At 40.0% G+C, this 17,678-nt stretch carries 17 protein-coding genes; 13 read left to right on the plus strand and 4 right to left on the minus strand.

Annotated features, from left to right (window positions below; translation table 11 throughout):
* The first annotated feature begins 4 nt into the window (after positions 1 to 4).
* From ACMAZA_RS03790 to ACMAZA_RS03800, 3 genes are all read left to right on the plus strand, one after another.
* Positions 5 to 934 carry an ABC transporter permease gene (locus tag ACMAZA_RS03790; protein WP_435190179.1) on the plus strand — a complete coding sequence of 310 codons (930 nt, stop codon included), beginning with the start codon at positions 5 to 7 and terminating at the stop codon, positions 932 to 934.
* Between the two features lie 68 nt (positions 935 to 1,002).
* Positions 1,003 to 2,085: a BMP family ABC transporter substrate-binding protein gene (locus tag ACMAZA_RS03795; protein WP_435190181.1), complete on the plus strand. Its 1,083-nt coding sequence runs from the start codon at positions 1,003 to 1,005 to the stop codon at positions 2,083 to 2,085.
* 150 nt (positions 2,086 to 2,235) lie between these two features.
* Positions 2,236 to 2,967 (plus strand): phytanoyl-CoA dioxygenase family protein, encoded by a 732-nt coding sequence (locus ACMAZA_RS03800; protein WP_435190183.1) that lies wholly within the window; start codon positions 2,236 to 2,238, stop codon positions 2,965 to 2,967.
* Between the two features lie 82 nt (positions 2,968 to 3,049).
* Here ACMAZA_RS03800 and tatC read toward each other — a convergent pair whose 3' ends face one another.
* Genes tatC through tatA form a run of 3 tightly spaced genes read right to left on the minus strand, consistent with a single transcriptional unit; the run spans position 3,050 to position 4,436 of the window.
* Positions 3,050 to 3,904 carry a twin-arginine translocase subunit TatC gene (gene tatC, locus ACMAZA_RS03805; protein ID WP_435190185.1) on the minus strand — a complete coding sequence of 285 codons (855 nt, stop codon included), beginning with the start codon at positions 3,902 to 3,904 and terminating at the stop codon, positions 3,050 to 3,052.
* Between the two features lie 3 nt (positions 3,905 to 3,907).
* A complete protein-coding gene (tatB, locus tag ACMAZA_RS03810; RefSeq protein WP_435190187.1) occupies positions 3,908 to 4,204 on the minus strand; it encodes a Sec-independent protein translocase protein TatB in 297 nt (98 codons plus the stop codon).
* Positions 4,205 to 4,229: 25 nt separating this feature from the next.
* A complete protein-coding gene (tatA, locus tag ACMAZA_RS03815; RefSeq protein WP_435190189.1) occupies positions 4,230 to 4,436 on the minus strand; it encodes a twin-arginine translocase TatA/TatE family subunit in 207 nt (68 codons plus the stop codon).
* A gap of 260 nt (positions 4,437 to 4,696) precedes the next feature.
* On the opposite strand from tatA, the gene ACMAZA_RS03820 reads away from it, so the two are divergent.
* From ACMAZA_RS03820 to ACMAZA_RS03865, 10 genes are all read left to right on the plus strand, one after another.
* The gene (locus tag ACMAZA_RS03820) at positions 4,697 to 5,935 is read left to right on the plus strand and encodes an ABC transporter substrate-binding protein (protein WP_435190191.1); all 1,239 of its coding nucleotides are present in this window, start codon (positions 4,697 to 4,699) and stop codon (positions 5,933 to 5,935) included.
* Between the two features lie 79 nt (positions 5,936 to 6,014).
* Positions 6,015 to 6,902 (plus strand): carbohydrate ABC transporter permease, encoded by an 888-nt coding sequence (locus ACMAZA_RS03825; RefSeq protein ID WP_435190193.1) that lies wholly within the window; start codon positions 6,015 to 6,017, stop codon positions 6,900 to 6,902.
* 2 nt (positions 6,903 to 6,904) lie between these two features.
* Positions 6,905 to 7,753 (plus strand): carbohydrate ABC transporter permease, encoded by an 849-nt coding sequence (locus ACMAZA_RS03830; RefSeq protein ID WP_435190195.1) that lies wholly within the window; start codon positions 6,905 to 6,907, stop codon positions 7,751 to 7,753.
* Positions 7,750 to 9,834 (plus strand): alpha-galactosidase, encoded by a 2,085-nt coding sequence (locus tag ACMAZA_RS03835; protein ID WP_435190197.1) that lies wholly within the window; start codon positions 7,750 to 7,752, stop codon positions 9,832 to 9,834. The genes ACMAZA_RS03830 and ACMAZA_RS03835 overlap by 4 nt, the downstream gene beginning before the upstream one ends.
* A complete protein-coding gene (locus tag ACMAZA_RS03840) occupies positions 9,831 to 11,546 on the plus strand; it encodes an IlvD/Edd family dehydratase (RefSeq protein ID WP_435190198.1) in 1,716 nt (571 codons plus the stop codon). The genes ACMAZA_RS03835 and ACMAZA_RS03840 overlap by 4 nt, the downstream gene beginning before the upstream one ends.
* Positions 11,546 to 12,316 (plus strand): SDR family NAD(P)-dependent oxidoreductase, encoded by a 771-nt coding sequence (locus ACMAZA_RS03845; protein WP_435190200.1) that lies wholly within the window; start codon positions 11,546 to 11,548, stop codon positions 12,314 to 12,316. The genes ACMAZA_RS03840 and ACMAZA_RS03845 overlap by 1 nt, the downstream gene beginning before the upstream one ends.
* A 7-nt stretch (positions 12,317 to 12,323) precedes the next feature.
* Positions 12,324 to 13,235: a 2-dehydro-3-deoxygalactonokinase gene (locus ACMAZA_RS03850; protein ID WP_435190202.1), complete on the plus strand. Its 912-nt coding sequence runs from the start codon at positions 12,324 to 12,326 to the stop codon at positions 13,233 to 13,235.
* A gap of 5 nt (positions 13,236 to 13,240) precedes the next feature.
* Positions 13,241 to 13,846, plus strand: a complete 606-nt coding sequence (locus ACMAZA_RS03855) for a 2-dehydro-3-deoxy-6-phosphogalactonate aldolase (RefSeq protein WP_435190203.1) — start codon at positions 13,241 to 13,243, stop codon at positions 13,844 to 13,846.
* Positions 13,843 to 14,706 carry an SMP-30/gluconolactonase/LRE family protein gene (locus ACMAZA_RS03860; RefSeq protein WP_435190205.1) on the plus strand — a complete coding sequence of 288 codons (864 nt, stop codon included), beginning with the start codon at positions 13,843 to 13,845 and terminating at the stop codon, positions 14,704 to 14,706. Before ACMAZA_RS03855 ends, ACMAZA_RS03860 begins: the two co-directional genes overlap by 4 nt.
* Before the next feature lie 7 nt (positions 14,707 to 14,713).
* A complete protein-coding gene (locus ACMAZA_RS03865; RefSeq protein ID WP_435190207.1) occupies positions 14,714 to 16,615 on the plus strand; it encodes a beta-galactosidase in 1,902 nt (633 codons plus the stop codon).
* A gap of 1 nt (position 16,616) precedes the next feature.
* Here the strand turns inward: ACMAZA_RS03865 and ACMAZA_RS03870 are convergent, their stop codons facing one another.
* Positions 16,617 to 17,675, minus strand: a complete 1,059-nt coding sequence (locus ACMAZA_RS03870) for an ABC transporter ATP-binding protein (RefSeq protein ID WP_435190209.1) — start codon at positions 17,673 to 17,675, stop codon at positions 16,617 to 16,619.
* Positions 17,676 to 17,678 lie beyond the last annotated feature (3 nt).

Consider the following 17,678-nt stretch of genomic DNA (forward strand, 5'->3'; position numbering starts at 1 on the left):
GACTATGAATGAAAGCTTATTTATAAATATCATCATTGGAATCAGTATTGCCTCGACTCCACTTATTTTTGCAGCAATTGGTGAGCTCCTAGTAGAGCGCTCAGGAGTCCTAAATCTCGGTGTTGAAGGAATGATGATTGTAGGCGCACTTCTGGGCTTTATTGTTCAGTTCCATACTGGAAACCCATTCTTAGCAGTCTTTGCTGCCCTTTTGGGCGGCATGGCTATTTCCTCTATTTTTGCTTTTTTAACCCAATTTTTGTTAACGAATCAGGTTGCAACTGGTCTTGCGTTAACTCTTTTTGGATTAGGTTTTTCTGCATTTGCAGGACGAGGCTATACTGAGGAAACGATAGTTTTAATTAAGGCGATTCATATCCCTGTTTTGTCCGACATTCCGTTTATTGGCCCATTAGTTTTCTCCATGAATCCGCTAGTTTACTTAGCATTCCTTATGGTGTATTTGGTATGGTGGTTCCTTTTTAAGACTAAACAAGGCCTAATTTTGCGATCTATTGGTGATAATCATGATGCGGCCCATGCAATTGGCCACAATGTAGTCAGGTATAGATTTATGGCCATTTTGTTTGGTGGAGCTATGGCTGGAGTTGGTGGTGCCTTTTTGTCCCTTGTTCAAGTCCCAATTTGGGGTGAAGACATGACGGCAGGCAGGGGTTGGATTGCACTTGGGTTGGTTGTGTTTGCCTCATGGCAGCCATTTAGAATTATTTTAGGTGCAATTCTCTTTGGGGGAATCACTGTTCTTCAGCTCCATGCTCAAGGTTTCGATATTAGAATAAGTGCTCAATACCTATCGATGTTGCCGTACCTTGCAACTATTATCATTTTAGTGAGTTTAAGAATACGACTAAAAAATAAAACAAATCGCACAGTCCCTAATTGTTTGGGTAGAATATTTCATTCAACATCCTAGTTAGGTGATTGTATTTAAGAAGTAAGAAAGTAAGTTAATTTGTTCAACAATTAAAAGGAGAGAGAAGTATGTCTAAAGTTAGATTCTCTAGTATTTTAAAACTGTCTGTTTTAAGTGCAGTTTTAGCATTTACTAGTAATGTCTCAGCTGATCCTGTCAAAGCAGCGTTCGTTTATATTGGCCCAACTGGTGACCATGGATGGACTTATGCGCATGATGAAGGGGTTAAGTATGCTAAGGAAAAGTTGGGTGATGACGTAATAGTGACAACGATTGAAAACGTTGCAGAAAACTCTGACTCTGAGAGAGTTATTACGAGTCTTGCCCGTAAAAATGATATTGTTTTCACAACTTCATTTGGTTATATGAATCCAACTATTAAGGTTGCTAAGCGTTATCCAGATGTTAAGTTTGAGCATGCTACAGGATATATGTTAGAGGATAACGTGTCTGTATACTCAGCGAGATTCTATGAAGGAAGGCATGTCATTGGTAAGATTGCTGGAAGAATGACTGAAAGCAATGTTATCGGTTACATTGCATCATTCCCAATTCCAGAGGTAATCCGTGGAATTAACTCAGCGTTTTTAGCTGCAAAGTCAGTTAATCCTGATGTTCAAATCAAGGTTGTATGGGTTTACTCTTGGTATGATCCTGGTAAAGAAGCTGATGCTGCGAATGCTCTAATTGCTCAAGGTGCTGATGTCTTAATGCAGCATACTGACTCTACTGCAGCAATGACAGTTGCTGAAGAGAAAGGTGTTCATGCGTTTGGACAAGCTTCTAACATGCGTGAATGGGGTCCAAATGCTCAGTTAACTGGAATTATTAATGATTGGGGTCCTTACTATGCAGACAGAATTGCTGCAGTAAGAGATGGAACTTGGACTTCTTCTGATACCTTTGCAGGTGTTCAGCAAGGCATGGTTAAGTTTGCGCCAATGAACAATAATATGCCTACTGAGGTTAAGAATGAAGCAATGCAAGCAATTATTGATTTATCAATGGGAGCAATTCATCCATTTACTGGTCCAATCAATAAGCAAGATGGTAGCCCATGGTTAGCAGAAGGTGAAACGCCACCTAACTTCCCTGACCTACTAACAATGGATTTCTATGTTGAAGGTATTGATAGTCAATATCCAAACTAAAATCCATCAAGCAAAACTAAAAACGCGCCTTATTGGCGCGTTTTTTTTGTCCTAGAAATACCATCATGACATCTTAGATAGATGTATACACCCTCACTTACACATCAAACGAAATTTGGACTTTAGTATAAGTTGACTTATAATTTCAGCATGCAAAAGTTAACACAACAAAAAGTCAATGAATTCAAATCTCAAGGCTATCTTATATTTGAAGATTTTGTTGGTTCAGAAGTATTGTTAGAATTCAAGGAATCTCTGGAAAGCATCTTTAATGAAATTGATAATGACTCAAATAGATTTAAACAGTCATATGATAATAAGCATTACGGCGATATTTCAAAAGATGGCCGAAAATTTCTTAAAAATCAAAGTAGATATTACCCTACGATTCAGAGATACCTTAAAAGCAAACCTATAAAGGAGGTTGCGACAAGGTTACTTGATGGTGAAGCATTTATTTTCAATGAACAATTCGTAATGAAAGAGCCAAAAACTCCATCAAGTTTTAATTGGCATCAAGACTCAGGATACATAAATTTTGAACATAAACCCTATTTGACAACTTGGCTGGCGCTTGATGAAACACATTCGTTGAATGGACCCTTATCGGTTATCCCTACAAATTTAGAGACCACTCCAGAAGTATTAACCCACCAATGGTCAGATAAATCAAATGACCTATTTATTGAGGTCGATGAAGCCAAATCAAAGACTTTGCTTGTTTCTGCAGGAACTCTCGTAGTATTTTCTAGTCTTACGCCTCATGCCTCCGGAGTAAATCAATCAACCAAAACAAGAACAGCTTATCTAGCTCAATATTCATCAGAGCCAATTATTGATCCAAATACAGGATTAAATAGAAATCAAGCGATTCCAATTTAAACTAATTACTAATTTTATTATTTAGGGGGGCTTTCGACATCGGAGATAGATATATAGGAAATTCCTAATCAAATCTTGTAGGTTACTTCTTTAATTCATTATTCTTAACATTGTCATTCATTTCTTGCTCCACCTTGTCCATCATGTCATTATGAGATTTAGATGTCCAATCATTTTCGGAGCTGTTAGAGCCTCTTTGTTTACCATTCTCACGAACTTTAAAAAACGAAGAAAATATTAAACCTCCCTCAAATAAAAGCCAAATGGGGATTGCTATTAAAAATTGTGATATGACATCGGGAGGTGTAAGAATCATACCAATAACGAATGATCCAATAATAATATAAGATCGATTTTTCTTGAGTTTTTGTGGTGTTGTCACACCAAAAATGATTAAAAGGATTGTAACAACTGGAACCTCAAAAGCCACACCAAAAGCAAAAGACACTTTCAGTATAAAATCTAAATAGTACTGAATATCAGGGGCAAAGTTAACCGAGTCAGGACCCACTCCGGCTAAAAATCCAAAGATGACTGGAAAAACTATATAAAAGGAAAAAACTATTCCAGCATAAAACAAAAGCGTTGATGAGACAACAAGGGGCAGCACCAGTCTTTTTTCATGTCTATAAAGTGCTGGTGCTACAAACATCCATAACTGATAGAGAAGATAGGGCATAGCTATATATATAGCCAGGATTAAGGACATTTTTAGAGGCGTTAAAAAGGGAGAAATAACGCCGATAGCAATTAGATTTGATCCAGGTATAGCTTGAACAATAGGATCTGCTATGAAATTGTAGATTTCATCAGCAAAAGGAAACAGAACAACAAAAAAGATAGTAATTGCAATGACAGAGCGAAGCAGAGATCGTCTAAGCTCAATTAGATGCTGAACTAAAGGAAGTTTCTCCATTGAATACTTTTGATCAGTCATCGGTTATTTTGTCTTCTTGTCAGAAAGAATATTTTCTTCTCTAAGAGAATCTACGCTGGACTGAATATCTTCTGTAACTTCAGAGATTATAATTTTTTCCTCATCCATGGACATTTGCTCTTTTATTTCGTCCATTCTTAACTCTTCGTTAATGTCTGACTTTACCTTATTGAAAAATCTATTGAGCTTGCCAAAGTAAAGTCCTGCCTTTCTCGCGAGAGACGGCATCTTCTCTGGACCAACGACAATAAGGGTGATGATGCCAACAATGGCAATTTCCCAGAAGCCAAAATCAAACATAAGAGTGAGTAATTAGAAATTAAAGCTACTTCTTATTCGTTTCGTCATCAGCCTCAACTTTAGCCTCAATGACTTCATCCTTTTCTTTGGATTCTGATTCTTTCATCGAAGATCTGAAGCCTTTGATTGCGCCTCCAAGATCATTGCCAATATTTTTAAGTCTTTTGCCACCAAATATTAAAAGCACAATCACTAGAATAATAATTAGTTCAAATGGTCCTGGCATACCCATAACGCTACTCCTGAATAAGAATACGTATATTTTACACTCTAATACTTAATGAATTTAATTACGTGATAGTATTGAAATTCCTATAATTTTTTAACTAAGTTTCATATAATGGAACATTGTACTAATAGTTGGACAAAATTATTCACATGAATACATATTGATGTATACTTACTCTTGATTTGTCATATTTAAGTGAATTTCTTCACAAAAGTATGTAATCAAAAAAGAAGTTTACTTTTTTAAAAAATAGGAGATAAAAAGTGAAAAAAATATTTAAAAACCAAATAGCTTTAGCACTCGCCGGTATTCTGGCTGGTACTTCTGCTGTTGCTGGAACACTTGTCATTAATGGTGACACTTCAGATCCAGCACCTAAGGCTGCATTTCAGGCTGTTATAGATGGATTCGAAGCTGAAAACCCAGATGTCGATGTTGTTTATAACCTGTTTGATCATGAAGGCTATAAGGCTGCAATTCGTAACTTCCTGAGTGCTGATGCACCAGACATTGCATTCTGGTATGCAGGAAATAGAATGGCTCCATTTGTTGAGGCAGGATTATTTGCACCAATTGATGATGTATGGGCTGATCAGGGTCTATATTCATTGATGGCTTCATCGGCTCCAGGTATGACGATGGATGGCCAGAAATGGGGTATTCCATATACTTACTACAACTGGGGAGTTTATTACCGTCAAGATATCTTTGAAGACCTAGGTATTGCTGTTCCTACTAACTGGGATGAGTTTATTGCTGCTGGTGAAACTTTAAAAGCTAACGGCATTACTCCAATCACTATTGGTTCAAAGTATCTTTGGACTGCAGGTGGTGTATTTGACTACTTAAACCTTCGTACAAATGGCTATGACTTCCATATGGCTCTTACTAGTGGTGATATCGCATGGACTGATGAGAGAGTGCGCGCAACAATGGCGAACTATCAGCAGTTGATTGATGGTGGTTTCTTCCTAGAAAATCATGCTGCACTGAGCTGGCAGGAAGCTTTAGCTCCAATGGCTAACGGTGAAGCTGCAATGTACATTATGGGTAACTTTGCTGTAGCTCCATTAAAAGAGCTAGGTCTTGATGATAGCACTCTTGGACTGTTCCAGTTTCCTGAAATAACTCCAGGGATACCTATGGCTGAAGAAGCGCCTACGGACACAATCCACTTGACTTCTGGTGCTAAAAACGTTGCAGATGCTAAGCGTTTCTTAGCTTATGCAGCACGTCCTGATGTTCAGACAGCTTGGAACAAAGCGCTTGGACAACTGCCAACTAATGCTGGTGCAGGAGTGACGAATGACAAGTTCCTAAACCAAGCATTTAGCATGCTGAATAACGACGCCCCAGGCGGTGTTGCTCAGTTCTATGATCGTGACACTAAAGCTGAAATGGCCTCTATTGGTATGGAAGCTTTTCAAGAGTTCATGGTTAAGCCTGAGCGTTTAGAGAAGATTCTAGAGCGTCTAGAAAAAGCTCGTCAAAGACTTTATTAATCAATAAGGTTTTACTATGTCCCGTGTTCAAGTATTCTTGACACGGGACTTTTTTTTAATTTTTTAATCTTAAGTAGGTATGTATTCTTACTGGAAAAATAATCAACTAAAGATTGCACCATGGATTTTTTTGGCGCCTGGCATTTTGATGTTTTCCCTTTATGTTATCTTTCCTATCTTTCAATCAATCAATTTAAGTTTTTATCAGTGGGATGGCTTAGGAACAAAAACCTACATTGGGGCTGAAAACTATATTGAACTTTTAGATGATGAATATTTTATAGTTTCATTAAAAAATAATGTTATTTGGCTAGTTTTGTATCTTTTGGCAGTACCAGCAGGACTATTTGCAGCATTATTTCTTAATCAAACAGTTAGAGGGATACGAATATATAAGTCTATATTTTTCTTTCCTTTTGTCATATCTCAGGTTGTAGTTGGCTTGGTTTTTAGCTGGTTTTATGACCCCTCTAATGGACTACTCAATATCATTCTAGAGTTTTTTGGTTTTGATACAATTGCAATTCTTGCTGAGGAGGACTATGTTACCTATGGAATTATTGCGGCAGGTTTGTGGCCTCAGACGGCTTACTGCATGATTCTGTATTTAACCGGATTAAACTCGGTTGACCCTGAGCAAATTGAAGCAGGTCGAATTGATAATGCTAGAGGTTGGAGAATGCTTTGGTACGTAATTTTACCTCAACTTAAGCCTGCAACTTTTATTGCAGTTGTTGTAACTATTATCGGTGCATTAAGATCCTTTGACCTGATTGATATAATGACTGGGGGAGGGCCTTGGGGTTCTAGTCGCGTACTCGCCTATTATATGTATGAAAAAGCGTTCTCTGAGTACGGTTTTAGAATGGGGTATGGTGCAGCTATTGCAGTCGTACTTTTATTGATAATGATGGTTTATATTGCGACAATTCTTTATAGGCTTTATCGAGATGAGAAGGGCGGCTAATTATGTTTCCTACTCCAATCGAAAGAACAAAACCATCGACCCAACTTCTTTACAAGATAGCGCTTCCAATTTCTATTATTATTTGGCTGCTTCCGCTGCTCGCAGTTGCTCTAACCTCAATTCGCTCTGGAGCAGACATTAATTCTGGAAACTACTGGGGAATGCCCACTTCAATTAACTTTATTGAAAACTATACAGCAGTTTTTACAGATTCACCACTCGGTTATTACATACTCAATAGTTTCAAGATCACTATACCAACTGTTATTGGAGCTATAGTGTTATCAAGCCTGACTGGTTTTGCATTGGGTGTTTATCGTTTCAAGCTTAACTTGTTTGTATTTTTTATGTTTGTTGCTGGGAACTTTATCCCTTTCCAGATACTTATGGTCCCAGTAAGAGACCTTTCTCTTTCTCTTGGCTTATACAACTCTGTATGGGGGTTAGTGGTCTTCCATATAGCTTTTCAAACCGGCTTCTGTACTTTTTTCATGCGTAACTTTATAAGGGCATTGCCATACGAACTGATAGAAGCTGCTAGGGTTGAGGGAGTTTCTGAGTTTAAAATTTTCTGGTACATTGTTGTTCCATTAATGCGCCCAGCAATGGCAGCTTTATCAGTATTAATTTTTACATTTATTTGGAATGACTATTTTTGGGCTATTGTGCTGACTCAGGGCGCTGAAGCAATGCCTGTTACTGCAGGATTGAATTCTCTTAACGGGCAGTGGGTTTATAACCAGCATTTGGTTTCTGCAGGCTCCATTATCGCTGCACTACCTCCAGTTCTAATGTTTTTCCTAATGCAAAAACACTTTATTGCAGGCTTAACTCTGGGTGCTGTCAAATGATAAAACAATGGCGTCTTGATACTCAAAATCAATCATTGGTGTTATCCTCTTTAGGTAATCGATTGCCTTGCGTTATTTATTGGGGCGACAGATTGCCTAGTCATGAAAGTCCAGATGAAATGTTTGAGGCATCAAAAAAAGACTGGGGAGACAACCTTATAGACCTAGTCCCAGAGCTTTCAATTTTACCGGAGCAAACTGCTAACTTTGCTGGACAGCTAGGATGCAAGATCAGAGATTTGAGTGGACAGCTACTTTCATCCAGTTTTGTTTTTTCTGCTGACAAGGCAAGTAATAACTCAGTCACTTTAATTTACAAAGATAAGGATCTTGGACTAACGTATACAGCCACGATTGATGCTCTGATCGAGGATGATGTATTTGCTTTAGGTGCCAAAATTGAAAGCATTAATCCAGTCATTATGGAGTGGTTATCTGCTCCCGTTATAGAGGTCTCTCTTCTTAGCGATGAGATGGTCGATTATGGAGGTCATTGGGGTGGGGAATTCAGAAAGCAGACTACGCCATGGGTTACAGGCGTTCACCTAAGAGAATCTAGGACTGGAACCACAAGTCATGCTCACTTTTCAGGACTAATCATTCCTTCAGTTGGAAGTTCTGAGAATGCAGGCTCTTGCTATGGTTTTCACTATGGCTGGTCTGGTGGTCATCGTATGGTTGCGGAGCAGCTCCAAGATGGTCGCAAACAAATCCAATTTGGGCATACAGAGAATAGTGAATTAACTCCTAGGACAAGCTTTGAAACTGCAAAACTATATATTACCCATTCAAGTGATGGAATAGGCGGAGTAGGTTGTAACTTTAGAGCCTTTGTGTCAAACTCAATTGTTGATCTTCCAAAAGATTCGATTAGGCCTGTTCACTATAACTGTTGGGAGGCTATTTATTTTGATCATAGCATTGAAGAACTCAAAGAGATTGTAACCCTTGCCGCTGATATTGGTGCTGAGAGATTCGTTCTCGATGATGGATGGTTCAAGAGTCGAAACAACGCCAAATCTAGTCTAGGTGACTGGTTTGTCGACAATCAAAAATATCCAGAAGGTCTGCATCCACTTATAAAGCATATTCATTCTACTGGTATGACTTTTGGGCTTTGGTTTGAACCCGAGATGGTCAGTCCAGATAGCGATTTATTTCGCTCTCATCCGGACTGGATTATGGGAGAAGCAAGCCAATCTCTTGGAAGAGGACAATATGTTCTTGATATTTCTATCAAGAAAGTGCAGGAATATCTTTTTGAAAGAATCGATTCACTGTTAAATGAGTATCCAATTGAATATATCAAGTGGGATCATAATAGAGTGCTTCCTTATCCAGATGCATCTCAAACAAGAGCTCTATATAGTCTTTTAGGTGATCTAAGAGGGGCACATCCCGGCCTAGAAATTGAATCCTGCTCCTCAGGCGGCGGAAGGATTGATTATGGGATATTAGGGCATACTCAAAGAGTTTGGTTGTCCGATAGTAACGATGCCCTCGAAAGATTGCGCATTCAGCATGAGGCAGTTCTATGGCTGCCAACCTCTGTCACTGGAAGCCATGTAGGCCCGAAAGTTTGCCATACATCTGGACGAGAGTTGTCAATCTCATTTAGGGCATGGGTTGCAGCTCAGAGACATATGGGTTTTGAGATGGATCCAAGAGAGCTGTCTTCTGAAGATAAGCTAATCCTTAAATCTGTAACGCAATGGTGGAAGGAGAATCGCGATTGGATGATGAATGCAAATATTCTTAGACTTCCCTGCATTGATAAAAGTGTAATTGCGGAAATCCAAATGAATTCAAATGGAGACCATTTTGTAGTTTTTGCGGGTCAAAATGTTGCATCAAAACTCAGCTCATCTGCTCCACTAGTGCTTGCAGGCCTTGAATCTCAGTCGATGTATAATATTTCTCTTCTCAATAAAAAAGAAATAAAATCACTAGGCAAGTTACAGCAAGGACTCATGACTAAAAAATTAAAGCTAAGTGGACAATATTTGATGACTAAAGGCCTGCAATTACCTAAAGTTTTTCCAGCAAACATGATGGTTATAGAGGGAGAGAAGGCGGCATGAGTAAATCAAATAATCGACGATCTTCAAACTGGTACGGAAAAATGGATAAAGATGGCTTTATTCATCGAAGCTGGATGAAAAGTCAAGGGCTTCCAGATCATGTGTTTGATGGCAGACCAATTATTGGTATTTGCAATACTTGGTCAGAGCTTACCCCTTGTAATGCGGGCCTGAAGAATCTTGCAGAAGGAGTCAAGCGAGGTGTTTGGGAGGCAGGAGGAGTTCCTCTAGAATTTCCTGTTATGTCTTTAGGTGAAACGCAAATGAAGCCAACAGCAATGCTTTTTCGAAATCTATTGTCAATGGATGTTGAAGAGAGCATTCGTGCTTATGGAATGGATGGAGTCGTTCTTTTAGGTGGCTGTGACAAAACAACCCCTGGCCAACTTATGGGCGCAGCTAGTGTTGATCTTCCCACGATTGTGGTCTCTGCAGGCCCAATGCTTAATGGAAAATATAAAGGTAAAGACATAGGGTCAGGGACAGATGTTTGGCGCTTCTCGGAAGAAGTAAGAGCAGGTGATATGACTCTTAAAGAGTTCATGGCAGCTGAAACCGGTATGAGCCGCTCCTCAGGTGTTTGCATGACAATGGGTACAGCTTCAACCATGGCAAGCTTGGTAGAGGGGATGGGGCTCAGTTTACCAACAAATGCAGCTCTTCCTGCAGTCGACGCTAGACGAATGACACTTGCTCATTTGTCAGGAAAAAGAATTGTAGAGATGGTTGAAGAAGAGCTCAATTTATCTAAGGTAATAACTAAAGAAAGTTTCCAGAACGCTATTACTTTGAATAGCGCAATTGGTGGCTCAACAAATTCAGTGATTCACTTACTAGCTTTAGCTGGAAGATCAGAAATTGATCTGAATTTAGATGACTTTGAAAAAGGTGCAGATATTCCGTTACTGGTCAACTGTATGCCTTCAGGAGAGTTCTTAATGGAGGACTTTTGTTATGCCGGTGGAATTCCAGCTGTTATGAAGCAAATTAAGAGCTTTATTAAGCCAGCAAACACAATATTAAACAAAGATATTACCCATTACTTTGATCAGGCTGAAATTCTTAATGAAGATGTTATTAAGACCATTGAGAAGCCGCTCAAGTCCTCTGCAGGAATAAAAGTTCTACGTGGCAATCTTGCACCGAATGGAGCAATTATTAAACCTGCTGCAGCCTCTGAAGAGTTATTAAATCATGAGGGAATTGCTTATGTTTTTGAGGATATTGAGGAATTAAAAGAAAATATCGACAAACCTGACTTGCCAGTCACTAAAGACTCTATTCTTGTTTTAAAGGGGTGCGGTCCCAAGGGTTACCCTGGTATGCCAGAGGTTGGCAATATGCCAATGCCCAGAGTGCTTGTTGAAAAGGGCGTCAGAGACATGATTCGTATTTCTGATGCAAGGATGTCAGGCACAGCATATGGAACTATAGTCTTGCATGTTGCTCCTGAGGCTAACGTTGGCGGACCAATCTCTATTGTTGAGACTGGAGATCGAATTCGAGTTGATGCTCTAAATGGAGTGCTCGAGCTATTAGTTCCTGAAACAGAAATTAAAGAGCGTCTAAAGGCTAAAAAACAACCAGAAGTAAACTACTCCCGTGGATATGCAAAGCTCTATATTGAGACAGTTTTGCAGGCTGATAAAGGCGCAGATTTAGACTTTTTGGTGGGTAAAGATACTCGCCTTCCTAACCGAGAATCACACTAATGAACCATTACGCAACTTTTAAAGATCTTGAAGACGCATCTGTATTTATTACTGGCGGAGGATCTGGAATTGGAGCCTCAATTGTAGAAGGTTTTCTATCGCAGGGGGCAAAAGTGGCTTTCGTTCAGAGGTCAAATTGTGATGAATTTTTGGACCAAATCAGCTCGAAGTATAAACATAAACCGTTATTTATCAGTTGTGATATTACAGATACAAACGATTTGAAGGATGCAATCTCAGAATCCATTAGGGTCAATGGTGCAATCAATGTTCTTATTAACAACGCAGCAAACGACTCCAGACACTCGCTTGATGAGTTAACTCCTGAAGAATGGGACCAGGCCATTAATATTAATCTAAAGCCTCACTTTTTTACTGCACAAGCTGTCGCTCATTCTATGAAGGCTCAGGGTGGTGGAAGCATTATTAACTTGTCCTCAGCATCGTACCTGATGGGCAATGCTGGTTACCCAGCATATGTTGCCTCAAAAGCAGGTATCACGGGCTTAACTCGAGCCTTGGCTCGTGAGCTTGGGGGTGATGGTATTAGGGTCAATACCTTGGTTCCTGGATGGGTTTTAACAGACAGACAGCTTAAGCTTTGGGCTAATGACAAAGACCTTGCCAGCCATATGAAAAAGCAGTCACTAAAGGAGCATTTAGTCCCCAATGATTTAATTGACTCAGCTCTATTTTTGGCCTCAAAAGCATCCAGAATGATGACCGGTCAGGCACTAGTGGTTGATGGCGGCGTTGTAGTTACAGGATAGTATGAAGATGAGTGATATTAAAGCTAAATGGATTGCTGCTGACTGGGGAACAACCCATATGCGTGCATGGGCTATTGGAGAAGAGGATAACGTGCTAGCCTTTAGGGAGTCTAACGAAGGCATGAAGGACCTTCAGCAAAATGAATTTGAACCCGTTCTATTAAGACTTATTGAGAGCTGGCTTGATGATACTAAAGTGACTACTGTAATGGCATGTGGAATGGTTGGGGCTAAGCAAGGTTGGGTTGAAACTCCTTACCTGAAAACACCCTGCGTGCCAATAGACAACAATCAGCTAACAACTGCAAATACCAATGATCAAAGGATCAAGGTGCATCTTGTCCCAGGCGTCATGCAAAATCACCCTGCAGATATTATGAGGGGTGAAGAAACTCAAATTGCTGGATTTATTAATAAAAATACAAACTTCAAAGGTGTCGTATGTCTACCTGGTACGCACGCAAAATGGGTCAATATTAATGAAGGGCAAATAACCAGCTTTAAAACCTTTATGACTGGAGAGCTCTTTGGAGTTATCTCAAACCATACACTTATTAGGCACTCAACCTCAATTAAAGGGTGGGATCAAGAAAGCTTTGAAGAAGGCGTTCATGATGGATTTAAGAATCCGGGCTTAATTGCATCAAATCTTTTTTCACTTCGTGCTGAGTCAATTGTCAACAACTTGGATCGGGATCAGGCAAGATCATCTCTATCTGGTCTTCTTTTAGGGGTTGAGCTTAATGGTGCTCAAAGTTACTGGAAAGGTAAAAACGTCACCCTTATTGGGTCAGAGCTCTTGTCTAATAATTATCATGAAGGACTAAAGGTTCTTGGCGGTGAAAGTAAATTGTTTAGTCTTGAAACTGCGACATTGTCTGGTTTAAGTTCAGCCTATGGAGATCTTATTTCTGGTTAAGGTTTATGAGTAGAAAGATAATCGCTATTTTGAGAGGAGTTAAGCCTGATGAGGTGCTTGAAATTGCGCGTACTATTGTAGACTCTGGAATAACTCAAATAGAAGTTCCAATGAACTCGCCGGATGTTTTTGATAGCATCCAATTGCTCCATGATCAAATGAATGATTTCATATCTGTTGGTGCTGGAACCGTTACTAATACTAATCAGGTTAAGATTCTTAAGGAGATTGGTATTGACTTTATTGTCTCACCGAACTTCGATCCAAAAGTTGTAGATGCAACCAAGCAAGGGGGCATGTTAAGTTATCCTGGAGTGATTACTCCAACAGAATGTTTTTCCGCTTTAAATTGTGGCGCCGATGGGCTTAAATTTTTCCCGGCAACACTTTTGGGTGAGTCTAATTTAATTGCCTTAAAGGCTGTTCTTCCAGAAAACATACCTCTGTTTATGGTTGGTGGAGTTGGCCCAGAAAACTTCTCTTCATGGTTTAACGCTGGTGCAACTGGCTTTGGAATTGGTTCAGGAATTTATAAAGCAGGAGATAGTCCTGAGAGCGTGTCCATTAAATCAAAACTTATTGTTCAGTCTTATGACCAAGCCAAAAAATGATTAAAGAGCATTTGCCGGTTGATTCATGTGGTTTGGGGGAAGGGCCTCTATGGCATCCAAAACTCGAGCTACTATTTTGGTTCGACATCAACGCCTGTAAGATGTTTTGCTGGAAAGAAAATGAGTTAAAGGTTTGGAATTTTTCTGAACCTGTATCGGCCGCTGGCTGGATAGATGAGGAGAATCTAATCGTAGCCTCTGCCTCCTCTCTCATTAAACTTTCTCTCGAATCGGACCATAGAAAAGTTTTAGTTGATTTAGAAGCTGATATGCAGCATAATCGCTCAAATGATGGAAGAGCAGACCCATGGGGAGGTTTTTGGATTGGCACAATGGGTCTTAAGGCAGAAAAAGAGGCGGGCTCAATCTATCGTTTTTATAAAGGCACTTTGAAACAATTGCATAAAGATCTGACCATTCCAAATAGTATTTGCTTTTCACCTGACAGAAAATTTGTTTATTTTGCAGATACAAGGCAAGAGAAAATCTGGAAGCAGGACTTAGATCAAGATACAGGTTGGCCAATCAATGAACCTATAATATTTATTGATTTTAAGGCCCAAGGTCTCCATCCTGATGGGTCAGTTTGTGATAGTGAAGGATTCCTTTGGAATGCTCAATATGGAGCCTCGAGGATAGCTAGATATAGCCCTGAAGGCTGGTTAGATAGAGTAGAGAGCTTTGCAGCATCACAGGTCACGTGCCCAGCATTTGGCGGCAAATCTTTCGATACTATTTATGTTACGTCAGCGAGTCAGGGTCTTAGTGATGATGATTTGAAAGTTCAGCCTTTGGCTGGTAAAGTGTTTCACTTTGAATCTGACACACTCGGTCTGGCTGAGTATCAAGTAGAATTGTGAAGTTAACATGATCCCAAAATTAGGAAGCTGCTATTATCCCGAACACTGGCCAGAAGAGCAGTGGCGGAAAGATGCTGAAGATATGATTGCTTCTGGTTTGTCTTGGGTGAGAATTGGCGAATTTGCTTGGAGCAGAATTGAGCCTAAAGAGGATGTTCATAACTTCGATTGGCTTGATCGCGCTATTTCTATTTTGGGCTCTGCTGGATTAAATATAGTCATGAGCACTCCGACCGCAACACCTCCTCGATGGGTTGTTGATAAATGGCCAGACATGCTAATTGTTGATGCTGAGGGCAGAGCTCGTCGATCTGGCTCAAGGAGGCACTATTGCTTTTCACATGAGGGATACCTTGGGGAAGCGATAAGAATTTCAGAAATAGTTGCAAAGCGATATGGGAGCAATCCATTCATTAAAGCCTGGCAGTTGGATAATGAATATGGCTGCCATGACACCACGCTCTCTTATAGTGATTCTGCTCTCAAAGCCTTTAGGGTATGGACTTCAAAAAAGTATAAAACGATTGATCAGCTCAATGAGTCTTGGAAAAATGTATTTTGGTCGATGGAATACATTGATTTTGAACAAATTCAGTTACCTAACTTAACCGTAACCGATCCAAATCCAATCCATGCTCTCGACTTCAAAAGGTTCAGCTCTGATCAGGTTGTTAAGTTTAATCGAAGCCAGTCTCAAATCCTAAAGAAATATACTCAAGCACCATTAATTCATAACTATATGGGCCGAATTACTGACTTTGATCATTATGAAGTCGGTAAAGATTTAGATATTGCGAGTTGGGACAGTTATCCTCTGGGTTTTTTGGAGGATCGCTCTAATCGAAGTGAGGACTTTAAGAGTAAATTTATGCGCTTTGGAGACCTTGATTTTCAGTCATTTCATCATGACCTATACCGTTCAGTTGGAAACGGGCGCTGGTGGGTTATGGAGCAGCAGCCGGGTCCAGTCAATTGGGCGCCGTATAATCCTGAGCCTGCAGAGGGGGCTGTTAGATTGTGGACTTGGGAGGCGATTGCGCATGGCGCTGAAGTTGTAAGTTATTTTAGATGGAGACAGGCTCCATTTGCTCAAGAGCAAATGCATGCTGGACTGAATAGGCCAGATGGAGCTAAGGCCCCAGGATTAAAGGAGGCTTCCAAGGTTTTTGCAGAACTAAACAATTTTGATGGAATTGACCAAGTTCAATCAAAAGTAGCACTAATTTTTGATTATGAGAGTTGCTGGGCATGGGATGTTCTCCCGCAAGGAAAAGACTTCAGTTATTTTGAGTTAGTCTACGACTATTACAGAGCGCTCAGATCGTTAGGTTTGTCAATAGATATAGTGTCTCCCAATGAAAGCAACTTAAGCGGCTATCAAGTCTTACTAATGCCAGGTTTAATGCATGTTGGAGAGCAGCTTGAGAGCGCTATCAAAGGGTTTGATGGAGTTGTCATTTCAGGTCCAAGAACAGGATCAAAGACTTTAGATATGTCAATTCCTGAAAATCTTCCACCAGTAGTGCCACGAATTAATGGAACCGTAGCACGGGTCGAAACACTAAGACCTAATGCGCTCATTCCAATCCAAAATCATGGCTTCTTTAAAAAGTGGATGGAGACCTTGGTTGACTGTGATGAAATTATTGAGTTCTGTGATGATGGCAGGCCAGCAATCATTGGAGATGGAAAAAACCTTTATATTGCTGGTTGGGCTGACCAAGGCACTTTAAAAGTTATATTTTCAGGCGTTTGCTCTGATCAGGGAATTCAAACTACAGAGCTGATTGATTGCGTGAGAGTGAGAGACACTTTAAATCACCGCTTTTGGTTTAATTTTAGTGAAGAGGAAGTTGCTGTCGGCTCGATCAAAATTCCAGCTTCTGGAGTGTTCTGGGAGCAACTCTAGTTTATTTAATTCTAAGCTCTGTTTTGGGGTCAAAAAACAAAGCTTTTGAGGCTTTAGCTTCAACGCCAACCAAAGTTCCTGTTGATGGTAATTTTTCTTCCCTTGACTCAACAACGATTCGCTCTCCATTAGGCGTCTTGAGATAAATGTAGGATATATCTCCCAAGGCTTCAGTAAACTCAACCTCAAGGTCGCCAGACTCAGCAAGAGTCAAGTGTTGAGGCCTAAGACCAATGAGTATTTCTGAGTAAGAAGAGGTAACAGATTTATCAATCTCGAGTTTGATCGATTTAAGGCTTGGAATTGAGAGCTTAGAGCCGTTAATATCTCCCCTAACAAAGTTAATAGTTGGTGAACCAATAAAACCTGCCACAAAAACGTTTTCTGGGTCATCATAGAGTGACAATGGGGTACCAACTTGTTGAATTAAGCCATCTTTCAGGACTACAATTTTATCTGCCAAGGTCATTGCCTCGACCTGGTCATGAGTCACATAAATAATTGTTGTTCCGAGTTCACGATGAAGGCGAGAAATCTCAACTCTCATCTCAACCCTAAGCTCTGCGTCAAGGTTAGATAAAGGCTCATCAAATAGAAACACTTCAGGGCCTCTGACAATTGATCTTCCAATTGCTACTCTCTGTCTCTGACCGCCAGAAAGAGTCTTAGGTTTTCTGTCGAGATATTCTTCTAAGTGAAGAATTTCAGCTGCTTCATTCACTTTTTTTTCAATTTCATTTGAAGGCACTTTTGACATTTTTAGTCCAAAGCCCATATTCTCCCTAACGGTCATATGGGGGTAAAGTGCGTAGGACTGAAATACCATTGCTATACCTCTATCTGCGGGGTGCAGAGTGGTCACATCTGTGTCACCAATATGGATTTGTCCGCTGGTAACCTCTTCTAGTCCAGATATCATTCTGAGTAAAGTAGACTTTCCGCAGCCTGATGGCCCAACAAAGACGCAAAACTCTCCGTCTTGAATGTCAAGATCGATACCGTGAATGACCTCTAAGTCATCATATTTTTTAGTAGCTTTAGATATTTTTAAGGATGCCATAAC

This window comes from Pseudothioglobus sp. nBUS_23 (genome assembly GCF_051201565.1).
Lineage (GTDB): Bacteria > Pseudomonadota > Gammaproteobacteria > PS1 > Pseudothioglobaceae > Pseudothioglobus.